Genomic DNA, 13,912 nt, shown 5'->3' with positions numbered 1-13,912 from the left:
CCTTTAGTCTTTGGGTTGGGAATATGACACGTTGGATAGGGTAGGTAGTAGTTGATAGTCCGCCATAAGAACGCCCCATTGCCCTCCTGGCTCAAAGGCTTCTTTCCACAAACGGACTGGCCCGTATGGCAGCATTTCCCCTAGAAAATGGGTCTCTGCATGATTGTTGGACCGCCCATAAGCCACTGGATTTCCCTTTGGATCGGTTGCTATCCAAACCACGAATTCTCCATCAATATAAAAAATGATCCTATCCTCTTTAATCTCATAGGTGAGATGGGGGTCATTGGAGGCAATAAGGTGGAAAATTCGCGTAGGTATTCCTGGCCAAAAAGAACGGAAACCATTAACCATCTGCTCGTCCCATGCTGTTACCTGATTATTTTTTGAGGTCCAACCGCGGTCAACGTTCAAGACTCTTATTTCATTTAGTTCTACATTATTGCTTACCATCATAATCCTAGGTTGCTCAAAATCAATCCAAAATTCCCTTACCAAAGGCAATTTATACCTACTAACATGGGCAATTTCCAGCATATAAAACCCTCTGGCCGTTCGCCAAGCGTTCTCATCACCAACAGCTTGCATTAGATTATCAATGCGTTCCGGTCTTTCGGAGTTTGACTCTTGACCATTTCCATACCAACACATTACTGTTCCAAGGAGAAAAATCAAAGTTTTTTTCATGATGTTCTTTTTCAGTATTAATGATCTTCTGGTTCAAAGGAAATATTAGGTGCAGTTTTATACCCTTTTACCTCAACATATTCAAACTGCCAGTGACCATCTTGAGAGGTACTCCATCCAGGTAACCTGTATCTTCCAAAAGTATCCAGGGGCCCATGCAGCGTTACTTCCTCACCATAGCTACTTTTCATGACCCACTTTATTGGGATACTATTAACGTTAAGCTCAACAATGCACAATAACGTACCCGTGTCTTCATAGATTTCTAAGATATTGTTTGGTTTAAGATCAAAGGTCAGTTCTTCCTTGTCTAGGGCAATTCTGCGGCATATGGCATATATATTTCGTTTCCAGTTGGCTATTTCTTGTTTTAACCGCAACGAATCAAATTCATATTGCCTGCCATTTTCTAGCTTGCCCCAACCTCCGTGTTCGGTAAATGCCCTTACTCGGTCAAAGGTTTCGTTTTTCAGTTTGATTTTTGATTTTGGCGATGTTAGATCAAGCCAGACCTCCATATCAATGACGTTAGCTTGTTTGTTCCACATTTTCTCCTTCAAGTAAATGAAGTTGGTTGATTTCCAAAGTTCCTCGCCGCCCATATTCTCAAGGAACTCCTGTACCGCAGTATTAGCTGCCGTTTCCTGGCTACAAATATGTTGTGGAGACATCAACAAAAGCCAAAGAAATAAAAATGGGTATTGTTTCATAAATGTGGTAGTAACGACTCAAATTTGATAATTTTAGAGAGGTTACCCCTCCTGATTTGCAAATCATGAAATAGAATTTCAAAACAGGCAATTATTTTTGTAGAAATCATTCCTATGGACTACACACACTTAATGGTGATGGCCAGTTCCCTATTATTGGGACTTTCCATTTTTTTTGCCCTGTACCTCTTTATGGATAAAAGAAATAGGAGGTATAGAATCATAAGACACCTACTAGCTTTTATCCTACTGGCCTTTGCCTTAAGGATTGCCAAGTCGGTAATTTACATCCTCTTTCCAGAGTATGCCAGTACCTTAACCTCATTTGGAATCGTGGGCATGTTGGCCATTGGACCACTGTATTGGTATTACATTAATGCTATTTTGGTGCGGTTGGAAATTAATTACTGGCATTTGACCCCTATGCTTTTGGTGTTGATGATTCTTCCATGGCTAGCCCATAACGGACCATTTAACATAAAGCATCGAATTTTACTTTTTATTTATGTTTTTAGTCTGGTTCATATGTTGATTTACTTTGTGAATGGCTTCTGGGGCATTTGGAAAAACCGTAAGTCGGGTCACAGCGGACAGTATAGGAAGGTACAATGGGTTTCCAAATTAACGGTTTCAATGCTTTTTATATGGATAGGATTTGTGATGCAGGCAATTCTAAAAGATAGATCGTTTTATATTCTTGTGACCTTCGGTGAGGCACTAGTGTTTTTTGGTATTGCTTGGGTTGCCATGAGGAATTATGGTTTTATTGTAAAATCAACCAACAGGCTCTTGTTGGGGAATTTAGCGTTGAAGAATATAGCAAGAAATGCAATCACCGTACTAAAAAAGGATAAGTTATATACCAAAAATGATCTTTCCATATCTATTCTTGCTAACAAAATAGGTACCAACAGACATACTCTTTCCATAGCGTTGAACAACTTTGAGAACAAGAGTTTTCCAGAACTGCTAAACCATTTTAGAATTGAATACGCACTACAATTACTAAAGGACGTGAACACCAATAATCTAAGTATTGAGGCCATAGCCTTTGAAAGTGGTTTTAATAGCCTTTCAGTTTTTTATAGTAATTTCAAGAAATACAACAAACTTACACCTGCGGAGTATAGGAAAAAATACAGTGTCATCGGCTAAATTGGAACCGAGGAGAAAAGGTATTCGTTTAAAAAAGTTATATCCCTGAAATTTATATCAAATTCCATTCTTGAAGAGGTTATGGAGGGCACCTGACGGTCATAAAGGTATTTCTGTAAAGCGCTCCCTTCCGTGTGACGAAGGGCGGTTTTTGGGGATATGCTTCTAGCGTGATAATAATCCAAAGAGGCAAAGGACATACCCCTCAAAGTCCTCCCGTTCCCCAATCAATGGCATCTATAAAGATGTTCTTAAAACTATTGTCGAATTTAAACCCATGCTGAACTAGTAAAAGCGTGTCATTTTTTTGGCGGCTCCAAATAGGGCTTACCAAAGTGCACGAGAGAATGAATCCTATTGTTTTTTCATTGTTACTGATTTAAAAGGCTTAATCTGGAAGGTTGTAAAAAGATTTTACCGCCTCATAGTTGGAATAATCCAATTTGCCCGATTGGGCGCTTTCAGGAATCAACACATACCGAAACCTGTTTCCTCTGGAGCCCGAGTACTGAAATTCAGTTAAATCAACCCCGTTGGTACTTATAAGCGTTACGGTTATACCGTTTAAGGTTATCCCATTATTTCCAAACGTATAGGAATACAATGTGTTTGACCAACGGCCAGCATTGGGCATGGGATAAATACTTGACGTTCCCCATTGTTGTAGATATACAAACACCAAGGTTTTATTCCTAAGCTCAATATTATCTATCTCTGTAATTAGCATGTTCATTGTCTTTGCCCTAGGGTCGTCTTGCACATTCCAATCTGCCTCCATCCAATTGGAAAAAATTACGTTAGCGTTGCCATCTTGGCCGTCAGTTCCGTCCTGACCATCTGTTCCATCTAGCCCATCTAACCCATCCTGTCCGTCAATTCCAGGAATTCCTTGTGGTCCCTGAGGTCCTGTCTCACCATCCTCTGCAGAACAAGCAACCAAAACTGTACATGCCATTGCAACAATGGTCAAAAAAATGAAATGTAGTTTTTTCATGATTTTAGATTTAATGTTAACCTTGTTTTTAGAGGGAAGTTTTTCTAGATCTATTTGTCTTTGGTCAAATTGGCCTATTGAATGTTTCAAAAGTAATGTCAGGCAGTACTATACCATTTTTAATATGTAACAAATGCTTTTCGTTATGTAACAATGATGAAATGGGATGAGAAGTTTACAGAAGTTGTCCAAGGGAATTAAAGTCATATTATTGAATGATATTCCCTGAAGTTTTATTCAATAGTAATAGGTAGATAATAAGATTAATAAAATTCATTCATTAAGATTCAAACAAGGGATTTCAAAATGGGTTTTATGAAAGTCTATTCCGATTGTAGAAAATCCTATAATCCAGGAACTGATTTAAGTGAAATAAGAGCATCTAATTGTCCTGAATGCGTAAAATTATTGGGGCAAGTAACCCATAGATTTAGATTGCCAAAACAGGATGACATAAAAAATGGGGAGTAACAGGTTTTCTTATGCGAAGTAGCTTTCTTTATAAGCAGGTTTATCAATGGATTTATGAGACTAGTGGAATAACAGCTTTGACCAATTGTGCTGGCTTAACTCAAATCTTCATTAGAATCGGAATAAGTCTGTTTAAAGACGTATTTAAGTGGAATTCAACCCCTCTATCTGATGACACAAAAAATGTTGTGAAACGAAAAAACCCCAGTTATACTGGGGTTTTGAGGTGGTGATCGCGGCAGGATTCGAACCTGCGACCGTCTGCTTAGAAGGCAGAAATAATTATATATAAATATATGTTTTTCAAATAATTACACTTATTTAAGTGACTTTAGGTCGGGAATAAGTCGGAAATTTGTTGTAACATATGTATAGGAGGAGTAGCTTCTAGATTGCTACAAACTTGAAATGGAAATGCATCAAATTTTACATGGAAAATATTGAATACATTTAAAATCATCATTTAACTAGATATTTATTGAGGGTTTTCAGCAAGAATCCCAAGTTGAAGTTCTTTTAGAAATAACCGGTCAAACTGCCTTTAAGGAGTGAAAAAAGCCCCCTTTAGGGGGCCATACATAACATCAAAAACAACCAATAACAAATTCGTGTAAATCGCAATACAATTAGTAGTTTGGCGCTCCATCATCTGATTTGATTTCGTCGTTGAAAATTACCAGAATTTCACTGTCTTATGTTAGGTCAAAAGTCGTAACATTTTAGTTGCTTTTCTATAAACTCACGGAATTACAAATCGCTGTCGAGAGTGATTTCTTGAATACAATATTCTTCCGCAGATAAAGTGAAAAGCAATGGTTTAACTAGGAACAAACAAGCTGGCTCAAATCATTTTTATCGGTTATTTGATGGGGAAAAATTTCAAAGCTGACAATGATGAAGTTACCAGCTCACTTTTAAGATTTAACTTGCTTGGGATTCGTTAAGAATTTAACCCCTTTATTTGCTCCGGCCAACCAAAATTTAATCCACTCTTCATTCCAATTAGTGGTAAGAAATTTTGGTTCCATACTTTGATCAAATTTATTTTTAGCATTTATCAATAAAATTCTTCCTGCAAAAACTGATTCAAGGTCTTGTTTCTTAATAAGGTTTGTCGCAATAATAACATCACATAAAGGATTGTTGGGGTTCAAAGAAATTGCCTTCTTAAGTTCTTCTTCAGCTTTATCCGAAAACTTCTTTTTCATTAAATCATCCTTAGAGGTCCCATTTCTAAAACTATAAATTAAATATTGCAGTGCATGGATGTCTGATGGTTTGACGGAAGATGACCCATCAATTCTGCTACGTACCAGATCCAAATTCCCTTGAGATTTATCAAGTAAGTATTTCGTATTTATCTCTTTAGGTACTTCTTTGGCATTGACCAAGGCCCTGGCTACCTGGGTGTAAAAATAACTGGCCCAGTAATTGGCTAAGGTTTTACTTGAAAATTCATTCCCCAATTTTTCAAGTGATTCAATACCATCCAACCAATCTGTTATATGTTCGCCGTTAGTATAAAGGTTATAACTTTCTTCCAAACGTTTTTCAAAATCATTGGTTTGGGCGTTCAAACCTACCAAACTAATCGAGGTAATAAGTATGAGTATTCTTCTAAAAACCATGTCTTAAATATTTTATAAGTCAAAAGAACATAAAGAAGTAGAAAGAAAGATGCGTTTCTGTCCTAATTGGAGTAACATCTTTACAAATTGTTACTTAAATTTATCTTTTCGAAGACGGAACTTGTTTGGGGTTGTGCCAACCTGACTCTTAAAAACTCGGTGAAAGTTTGTTTTGTTTGAAAAACCCGAATCTAAAGCTACCGCTAAAATTTTCAGGTCGGTTGTCCATAACAACGTTTTCGAATGTTCAATTCTCAGCAGATTTATAAGGTTTGGAAAGCTTGTGCCATATGTATTGTTAATGTACGCTGAAAGGGTAGCCCTGTTGATTTCTAATTCTATCGCAAGATGATCAATTGAATAATTTGAATTTAGATAACATTCTTTTTCCAGAAGATACATTTTGATATTTTTTTCCGCTAATCTTTCAAAAGCTCTGTTATTTGGGCTATTGATTTTTCCCTTTTTAGAAAGGAGGAAACTTGTCTTACTTAGAACACTTGCAGCTACAACCTTAGCACTGCAGAAAACCAAATGTCCTGTTAAGATAATCGATAGAACATAATACAATGGTGACGAATGAAATATACCCGTAAATCTTAAAAAAAGGCAGATAATATATCCACCCAGCACCAATATACATAGAACTAACACTTGTTTAGATATTAATAATACAAATTCGTTTTCGGCAATAGATCTGTTCAAATTCTGCTTGTTATACTCGCCTATCTTCTTTAGACTTATCAAAGAATATACAAATAATGATACCAGAGAAAGTATCCATAAAATGGAAAAAAGCATAGAATAATAATCTCCAGTGAATGGCCTAAAATTTCTAAGAATCAAGCTTTTCTCCGATACATCTAACCGAAAAAAAGGAAATAAAAAAACCAATGACAGTGCTGGAGCTATAAAATTTAAAGAGTTAAGTAAATTTTTTTTTCTGTGGTTCAATGCTCTTTGGGCAAAAAGAAGAATCAAAGGCCCCATTAAAAGCCGGAAAGGATATCTGTAAGCGAAAATTGATGCCAGGATATCAAATGATTTTTCACTCCCAAACACCCCATATTCGGCAAAATGGAATCCAAAGAAGGTAGTGAGTAGACCCAAAAATTTACTGACATGGCTTGTGTTTCCAAAAAGTAAAATCAAACCAATAATAATACAATTTCCAGCTCCTAGAAGCAGTAACACACATTTCCAATCGAATAACATTGATAGTTTAAAATGGTTTCATATATCCAATATACCAAATGGTTCAAGCAAGTAAAAGGATGATTAAGTAGCTCTTATTTTTCTCCTGAAAAACAAGTTAAAACCAAAATTTAGGGACTACTTAATATTATCTTTGATTTCGAATTCATGTGCGTTAATAGGTTGATTAGGTTGGGTAGGACTAAAAGTGTATTAACAAGTGCACGCCCCAAACAGTCTCCAATATTAGTTTATATACAAGCAAAAAGTTCTTCCATGGAAACTTTCCTACATCAAGGTTTTATTAAGTGTTAAATGAAAGTCTTTTTCCATATTCGAGAATATTTACCTCTACGAGTCGTACGAATCGCTCCATAACAATTTTAAAAAATCAACAATCAACGGTCGGTCGGATGAGTCATTTAAACAAAAAGTATAGAACAAAACTATATATACTTAACTGACAGCCTACGAACATCATATCAATCGAACTTTATAGAAAATGTTTTTATATTCCAGGGTATATTGGCAAAATCAGAGCTCAATACGATTATAATTAATGCGCCAGATTAACTCCCATGACTGCTGGTTTTCAATGGATTTTTCCCAATCCCAAATAAGAGTATTCTCTGAAATATTTTTAAAAACCATTCTGTAGAAAATCGTTTTTCCATTTCGTTCTATCGACTTGGTACAAAATTTGGGGTCCCCGTTTTGGAAATCGCCAAAAAACTCATAGCTAATTCCTCTATTATCGACCCATAACTGTTTCCATTGGTTAGTGGATTTTTCTATATATGATATGCTTTGACCTTTAAATCCGATTCCTGCTCCATCCGTTACAATGAATTTCTCTTGAAGGGCGTTTCCATTTAAAATCTTGGTAATTGTATTTCTTCCCTTCCCTTTATCACCATTTTTTTCCTTCCATGAAACATCCCAATCTCCTATCCAAAAGTCGTAATTTGCATATAGAGTTGAAGGTTTTTTTTGCTCATTCAAGCTATTCGTTTTCTTCGTCTGAGAATATAGATTTAAGCTCAACAGTAATATAAAAAGAACGAAAGTTTGCTTTTTTGTTAACAACATGTCAATCGCTATTTTAACCTTTGAAAGGTAAAATTTAAAAACAGCAAAAGCGTAAATCTTCGTAAGAAGATACCTTTATATACTGTTGGCATGGAATAATAATTTTCTATTCTTACAATTGCTGCACAGTTCATTTGCTATATCAGCTCAAAGATTTTTGAAATAGATTTTTTCAGAAAAAATTTCTCAGAATTTCAGTATTTGAAAATTACGCCGAAGGAATTCTTGAGTAGCAATGCTGATGTTCAATAAATATGTTTTTTAATTTACCATTTACTATATTCTAGAGTCAAGTGGTCTTGCGAAAACATCATATTTGATTCAATTCTTGAATCATCAAATGTGAAAATATTTCAATTTGAACGAATTCTCATACTGAGAAAATTGTAAGGAATGTTAAAGTGACAAATTGCAATCAAGATTTGATTAGACAATTTTGGAAATGTCCAAATATTCCCCTGGAGTCATTCCAATAAATTTTCTAAATGCTTTGTAAAAAGACACCTTATTGTTGAAACCTGACCTGTAGGCGATTTCAATGATTTTGTTATTTTCGTTATTCTTATCAAGCATGTTTTTTGCCTCTTGAATTCTATGGCTATTGATGAAGTCATTAAACCCCATATGGAAATGTTCATTTATGATTTGGGATGTATGGTTCCTCGATGCTCCAAGCCTATTGGCCAAATCATCCAGTCTCAGTTCACTGTCTAAATATAACTTGTCATTCTCGATTAAACGGACTAGCTTTTTTTTATATTCTAAAGACATTCCTTTTGACAAACCAGTATTTTGATACTTCTTAAAACCCAATACTTGTTTGAATGTCTTATCTTGAAATGTTTCAGGCGAAATATGTCCAAAATAAGTTGTGATTAATGCAAATAAGCCCATACTAATATTAATGATGTAGTCCTCTTCAAGCTCTAAATTTTCGTTAATTACTAGCAAATAATAAACCACCAACGTCACTGAGAAAAGGATGAAACTTACCGTTATCGCAAAAAGCCAGGTTGAGTTGCCTTTATGTTTTTCCCTCCATCTCTTTGCCGAAACAATTAATGCATAAACCAAAATATGCAGGCATAAAACTCCATAATAATCGCAAGGTTGAATCACGAAAAAACTTTCATTTTCCACTGCCTCTCCCCTAAATTCTAGTGGTAAGAAGAAATATTTCCCAAAAAAAACAATAACAAAAAACACAGGTAAAAAATGAAATATGTATTCCTTATATGGAAGTCTTTTACCTGTTAATACTCTACTTACATACATGTAAAAGAGTGGCCCATATAATGCCATAGGAACCATGTAGAACAAATCGAGCTTTTTGAACCAGTTCGAATCTACCCCAACCCAGTACATAGTGTTATAAATAATATGGTATGAAAGCAGGAAAAGAAATAGCGCCCATATCCTATTGGCTACTTTGTCACCAGTTCTTTTAATAAGAAATAAAACCCCAACAAAAAAAGATTGGACGGATAATGATCCTACTATAATCTCCCACATATTTCCTTGCTTAAAGCACGTCTGCCTAGGGAAAGGACATTACTCATACTAACGAATACCTGATTAACCCTAATCTATTAAAACGGATAACAGTATCGATGCTATTCTAGTTTCCATTGAAACCAAACCCCCTCGTTCTTCATTTTAACAAGTTTGTTATCTGCAACGTCTATCCAAAAAATCTTATTTCTACTACCATCGGAAATTATTTTCCAAGTATCGTACCATTCCCCTTTTACCTTGATCTTCTTCTTTTCGACAACTTCTATATTGGCCCAAACTATTGAACCTCCATTGTTTAAATCCAGCATCGGAAGAGAAGCGGAATAACCAATTTGCAGTGGTAAAGAGCCTAGAAGATAACTCAGCATAGCAGGCTCAAATAAACCATGAGAGAATTGCTTATCAAATTGAAGACTTTCTTTTAAATCCGAGTCATCAGTATAAGGTTCTAGAGCCCCTGTTAATTTGTTGTTTTTAAACATCAATTTCCCAGTATACTTAGAGAAACTATTCTTGAAAGATCTTTTAACGAATGCTAGGGTTTTCAAATCAAAGAATACTGTATCTGGTGACTGACTGCCTCTTACCTCGAATCCAATATTCAATTGTAACAATTGTTTATCATCAAATTTGACCTTGTTTAAATCATAGGTCATTTCACCAAAAGGTTTAAAGTATTTTGAAGAATATAATTTGATTTTATGTAAATCAATATCTTCATGCCCTGGTAATACCTTTTTGTGTATCGGGACATTTTCCTTTTGCGGACTTTCTTGGCATGCTATAAGAAACGAGAATACATAGATCGAAATAATGGTTTTAGCAATAGTTCTCGTTTCTGTCCATTTGATAAAATTCATCCTGATTAGTTTACATTAGTAGGCTGGAAGTTTGAATACTTTGGCATCATATCTAAATTATGCCATAACCTAAATTGAGATTTCAATCAAGGAGGGTCCCATATTAGCGATAAATCTATGCACATATTACAATGGATCTTTATGAATCTGGTTTTGAATTTAAAAAGAGAATTTCCCGATAGATATGTTAAACTAGGAATAGGTATCACTTCCGATCATTTTAGAGATGTAACTCTTCTAGGTCTCGCAACCAACTCCCCTGAACATACAGGGCAAATACAATCCATGTTAAGACTACACCTTTCACAATAAGTGCATTCATAACTACAGATATAGGCCTTGCTATCCAATTCCAATGAAATGAAGCACTTTTCGCAAACTTTACGCATTTCCATGATTATTGTTTTAATATGATAATTATGGATGTATGGAAAACATTTGACCAAAAGTTTGTTTTCTGAATTCTTGATTCATTTTACTGTTTCCCATTGCCAAATAGTATTTCAATACTTTTTGGCAGTCCAATATTCTTTTTTAGTTGAGCATCTGCTATAGGTGCTTCAAAATTGTTGGAAATTGGCAGCACCCCCGCCCATACATCTAAACTATAGTCACTTTTGCTGTCCTGGGGATCTCCAGAACGCACTTTTGCAGATGATTCATCAATTTCAATTCTGATAACTTTTGTTGCTTTTAACTCTTTTTGGTTTGGCATTCTCACCTCTTCCCATCTATGCTTTAGAACATGATCCGAGATTACTTTTAAACTGCCAAGTTTATCAGATTCAGCTACTAGATTCCCTTTTCCAAAAAACACCACAGACTCATAATTTAGGGTGTGATTAAATGCTGATCTAGCCAAAACAAGGGCTTTTACTTTTGTTATGGCAATACAAATTTCTACTCCCTTCTCTAGGTTCTTAATTAATCTGCTGACTGATGCTCCATGAATGAAAATGAAATTTTCCTTTCGTCCATACATCGTGGGAATAACAACAGGTGATGAATTATGGATAAAACCTACATGACAAATGAAGTTATTATCAATAATGTCATTTATTCTTTCAAGTTCATATACTGCATTTTTAGGAACTCGTTTTATTTTAGTCTTGATCGAATTGGTCATTTTTAATACATTCAACAGGTTAGATATTGAATTCTCCTATTTTGTGTTTTCTTTTTGCACTTATCTCACTTATTGATTTCCAACCCCCATCTTCTTTTAAAACTTCATATTTCCAATCGAAAGAATTCTTTTTTATATTGAAAAAAGTAACGAGCCATGTACCAGAACCATCGTGCATTTCAATCTTGCCATCCTTGAATGATGCCTGAAATTTAGAAGATATTCTGTGAGCTCTGGTATTTAAAACGACAGCCTCCCATAAACTGGTTTTCGGATTAAATATGAAAATACCTGTGGCAAAAAAATCCTTTGTTACCGGATTGGGAGAATTGTCTTCTTGCCAATACCTATTCAGTACGGCGTGCCCGCCCAATACATATTCCCATTGCCAAGTAGCTCGATTGGAATACCACTGAGGGTTTTCTTTGTCTCTTCTATCCAAATCTTTTGAAATACATTCCCATTCACCCGCGAGTTGTCCCCACTGCTCAGTTTCTTTGGGGGCATCTTTACCCAAGCTCCCATAATCTTTTGTCATATGATTTAAACCTGCAGTTTCGGCTGTTTTCTCCTTACCTTGAGTGGTACAGCTTGTCGATAAAATAAGAACAGCACTTATAACCCATAGTATTTTCATGACCCGAGTATTTTCTTTTTTAAAGAGATTTAAGACTAAGTTGCAATCATCTCTTTATTAAGTATATAGGTCAAAAATAATTTGCTTGTTTTAATAAAAATTGTAAAAATCACTCACTATTTGAAGTAGGTCTTTGGAGTTAATCCGCAGATTGATTTAAAGTCCTTATTAAAATGGGATTGGTCTGAATAATTAAATTCATAAGCCAATCTTGTAAGTGAAATATCTCTATGTATAGTTTTGAATTCATTCAAAGAATTGACTCTTGTAATTTTTTGAAAATTCTTAGGACTCAGCCCTATTTCTTTTTTAAACCTTTTTCTGAACTGGGAATAACTTAGGCCTGAAGAAGAAGATATGTTAGCGATATTGACAATTCCTCTATTCTGAATAATAGATTCCACTGCGGATTCGATTGGAGAAGGTTCATCTGGTCGCAATATTGATGTCAGAAAGTTTTCGACCAAACTGCATTTTTCTTGATTTGAGTTATTATGAGATAATTGATCGTAAACTTCATTAACCGTTTTTTTCCAAACTATCTCTGGTTCATACAACTGATCCGTAAAATCATCAATTGAATTTTTAAAAAAACTTTTATACTTGCCAGGTCTAAATACAACAGATAACAATGTTGAATCTCTCGAAACCTTGATTCTATATCCTTTGGTATAAGGGCCAGCGATAAAACAATTTGGCCTTATTTCCCAACCCTTGGTAAAAGATGTTGAATGATCTACAGCAGCTCCCAACTGAAACAATAATTGCATGCGACCGTTTGGTATGAGCATATGCTCACTATCCTCACTAATGCAATAAATATTGTAGCTTTCTATATACCTAATAAGATTTTTGGGGTTATATGAACTATAGGTCAAGGTGTTCATTTAACATCATAATTTTAATATCTGAAATCTGAATTTAATAAATAATTTATAATGTCCTAATTAATAGTTTTCAAGAAATTGAGGGTATCGATTTAGCTACAAGTCTCACCTGATCATTGCATAACTTCAGGATTCAAAATGTGATTTAATTGAGAAGACATCAAATATCCAAGATTGATTGTTTTCATTCCAAAAAAAAGGGCATCCAAATGGGTGCCCTTTTCATATGCTGATTTAGTGTATTATTCACAAACCGCGATTCCAATAGGTCCAACAACTGGACCTAGGGCACCACCATCGTCAACTGCAGCTTGGTTACCATTTGGATCTGCAATGTTATAAGAGTGCTCAGACTCGAACGCTCCAGGAACGTACTCAACGTCCAAGGAAGTTGCCCCTTCTGGAACAGTGAACTTGGCAGAACCGGAAGTCCCGGAGCCTATAGTATACTCTTGAGCAGAACCACCATCAATGGAAACAGTGATCTTAGCCCCATCCCATCCGTCTCCGAAGCTATCGAAGAAGTTGATGGTATATTCACCTGGGAATGGTGCATCTGCATTCAACAAAGTACAATCCAATACGATAACTTGAATAAAGTTCTCTGTACCGGGAGCGTTGGTTGTGATGATCCTGCCGTCGGCAGTTTCGATCTCAACACGCAAGTTAAATTCGTCGTTGACACCTAGATCACCGAATGTCAAGGCACCGCCCAACAATTCAGCAAGTGTACGAGTGAACTCTACCCTTCTGTAGGAGTTGGTCACCTCACCATCATCATCAGTTTCCTCAACAAGCTCCAAGCTGGAAATGTCATAGCTGATCAATTCAGCTTCAGCTTCTGAAAGGTCAGGATCGCCATCCTCAATAGTTCTATCAACAAACTCTCTGAAGATTCTCAAGGTGCTCAACAAATCCCCGTCAGTTCCGTCGTCAATTCTCAACTCAATGGACAGGTC

14 protein-coding genes are annotated in these 13,912 nt (G+C 35.6%); 1 reads left to right on the top strand and 13 read right to left on the bottom strand.

Annotated features, from left to right (window positions below; translation table 11 throughout):
- Positions 1 to 3 precede the first annotated feature (3 nt).
- Together BUC10_RS17350 and BUC10_RS17345 are read right to left on the bottom strand one after the other, a co-directional pair.
- On the bottom strand, positions 4 to 687 hold the full coding sequence (locus BUC10_RS17350) for a hypothetical protein (RefSeq protein ID WP_073182047.1): 684 nt from the start codon (positions 685 to 687) through the stop codon (positions 4 to 6).
- 17 nt (positions 688 to 704) lie between these two features.
- A complete protein-coding gene (locus tag BUC10_RS17345) occupies positions 705 to 1,397 on the bottom strand; it encodes a hypothetical protein (protein ID WP_073182045.1) in 693 nt (230 codons plus the stop codon).
- A 114-nt stretch (positions 1,398 to 1,511) separates the two neighbouring features.
- On the opposite strand from BUC10_RS17345, the gene BUC10_RS17340 reads away from it, so the two are divergent.
- Positions 1,512 to 2,552 carry a helix-turn-helix domain-containing protein gene (locus BUC10_RS17340; protein ID WP_084732698.1) on the top strand — a complete coding sequence of 347 codons (1,041 nt, stop codon included), beginning with the start codon at positions 1,512 to 1,514 and terminating at the stop codon, positions 2,550 to 2,552.
- A 388-nt stretch (positions 2,553 to 2,940) separates the two neighbouring features.
- On the opposite strand, the gene BUC10_RS17915 is transcribed toward BUC10_RS17340, so the two are convergent.
- The 11 genes from BUC10_RS17915 to BUC10_RS17910 all read right to left on the bottom strand — a co-directional run.
- On the bottom strand, positions 2,941 to 3,546 hold the full coding sequence (locus BUC10_RS17915) for a collagen-like protein (RefSeq protein WP_165614925.1): 606 nt from the start codon (positions 3,544 to 3,546) through the stop codon (positions 2,941 to 2,943).
- Between the two features lie 1,385 nt (positions 3,547 to 4,931).
- Positions 4,932 to 5,645, bottom strand: coding sequence for a hypothetical protein (locus BUC10_RS17325; RefSeq protein ID WP_073182037.1), 714 nt, complete (start codon positions 5,643 to 5,645; stop codon positions 4,932 to 4,934).
- Between the two features lie 90 nt (positions 5,646 to 5,735).
- Positions 5,736 to 6,860 (bottom strand): helix-turn-helix domain-containing protein, encoded by a 1,125-nt coding sequence (locus BUC10_RS17320; protein WP_073182034.1) that lies wholly within the window; start codon positions 6,858 to 6,860, stop codon positions 5,736 to 5,738.
- A gap of 513 nt (positions 6,861 to 7,373) precedes the next feature.
- Positions 7,374 to 7,841 (bottom strand): hypothetical protein, encoded by a 468-nt coding sequence (locus BUC10_RS17315; protein ID WP_131819100.1) that lies wholly within the window; start codon positions 7,839 to 7,841, stop codon positions 7,374 to 7,376.
- A gap of 513 nt (positions 7,842 to 8,354) precedes the next feature.
- The gene (locus BUC10_RS17310) at positions 8,355 to 9,440 is read right to left on the bottom strand and encodes a helix-turn-helix domain-containing protein (RefSeq protein WP_073182031.1); all 1,086 of its coding nucleotides are present in this window, start codon (positions 9,438 to 9,440) and stop codon (positions 8,355 to 8,357) included.
- Between the two features lie 101 nt (positions 9,441 to 9,541).
- Positions 9,542 to 10,303: a DUF3108 domain-containing protein gene (locus tag BUC10_RS17305; RefSeq protein ID WP_073182029.1), complete on the bottom strand. Its 762-nt coding sequence runs from the start codon at positions 10,301 to 10,303 to the stop codon at positions 9,542 to 9,544.
- Between the two features lie 215 nt (positions 10,304 to 10,518).
- Positions 10,519 to 10,692, bottom strand: coding sequence for a DUF1272 domain-containing protein (locus tag BUC10_RS18075; RefSeq protein WP_417935133.1), 174 nt, complete (start codon positions 10,690 to 10,692; stop codon positions 10,519 to 10,521).
- An 86-nt stretch (positions 10,693 to 10,778) separates the two neighbouring features.
- On the bottom strand, positions 10,779 to 11,444 hold the full coding sequence (locus tag BUC10_RS17295; protein ID WP_131819099.1) for a pyridoxamine 5'-phosphate oxidase family protein: 666 nt from the start codon (positions 11,442 to 11,444) through the stop codon (positions 10,779 to 10,781).
- A gap of 4 nt (positions 11,445 to 11,448) precedes the next feature.
- Positions 11,449 to 12,066 (bottom strand): hypothetical protein, encoded by a 618-nt coding sequence (locus BUC10_RS17290; RefSeq protein WP_073182025.1) that lies wholly within the window; start codon positions 12,064 to 12,066, stop codon positions 11,449 to 11,451.
- Positions 12,067 to 12,182: 116 nt separating this feature from the next.
- Positions 12,183 to 12,953 (bottom strand): helix-turn-helix domain-containing protein, encoded by a 771-nt coding sequence (locus BUC10_RS17285; RefSeq protein WP_073182023.1) that lies wholly within the window; start codon positions 12,951 to 12,953, stop codon positions 12,183 to 12,185.
- A gap of 242 nt (positions 12,954 to 13,195) precedes the next feature.
- Positions 13,196 to 13,912: hypothetical protein (locus tag BUC10_RS17910; RefSeq protein ID WP_073182022.1), on the bottom strand; the 717-nt coding region annotated here is incomplete at its 5' end.

The sequence above is a fragment of the Flagellimonas flava genome (genome assembly GCF_900129665.1).
In the GTDB taxonomy this organism is placed as follows: domain Bacteria; phylum Bacteroidota; class Bacteroidia; order Flavobacteriales; family Flavobacteriaceae; genus Flagellimonas; species Flagellimonas flava.
This window is presented reverse-complemented; position numbering and strand designations above follow the sequence as displayed.

What these genes read in the sequence shown, in the direction of transcription:
- BUC10_RS17350 (WP_073182047.1), bottom strand. Translation starts at nt 687, where the DNA reads ATGAAAAAAACTTTGATTTTTCTCCTTGGAACAGTAATGTGTTGGTAT.
- BUC10_RS17345 (WP_073182045.1), bottom strand. Translation starts at nt 1,397, where the DNA reads ATGAAACAATACCCATTTTTATTTCTTTGGCTTTTGTTGATGTCTCCA.
- BUC10_RS17340 (WP_084732698.1), top strand. Translation starts at nt 1,512, where the DNA reads ATGGACTACACACACTTAATGGTGATGGCCAGTTCCCTATTATTGGGA.
- BUC10_RS17915 (WP_165614925.1), bottom strand. Translation starts at nt 3,546, where the DNA reads ATGAAAAAACTACATTTCATTTTTTTGACCATTGTTGCAATGGCATGT.
- BUC10_RS17325 (WP_073182037.1), bottom strand. Translation starts at nt 5,645, where the DNA reads ATGGTTTTTAGAAGAATACTCATACTTATTACCTCGATTAGTTTGGTA.
- BUC10_RS17320 (WP_073182034.1), bottom strand. Translation starts at nt 6,860, where the DNA reads ATGTTATTCGATTGGAAATGTGTGTTACTGCTTCTAGGAGCTGGAAAT.
- BUC10_RS17310 (WP_073182031.1), bottom strand. Translation starts at nt 9,440, where the DNA reads ATGTGGGAGATTATAGTAGGATCATTATCCGTCCAATCTTTTTTTGTT.
- BUC10_RS17305 (WP_073182029.1), bottom strand. Translation starts at nt 10,303, where the DNA reads ATGAATTTTATCAAATGGACAGAAACGAGAACTATTGCTAAAACCATT.
- BUC10_RS18075 (WP_417935133.1), bottom strand. Translation starts at nt 10,692, where the DNA reads ATGCGTAAAGTTTGCGAAAAGTGCTTCATTTCATTGGAATTGGATAGC.
- BUC10_RS17290 (WP_073182025.1), bottom strand. Translation starts at nt 12,066, where the DNA reads ATGAAAATACTATGGGTTATAAGTGCTGTTCTTATTTTATCGACAAGC.
- BUC10_RS17285 (WP_073182023.1), bottom strand. Translation starts at nt 12,953, where the DNA reads ATGAACACCTTGACCTATAGTTCATATAACCCCAAAAATCTTATTAGG.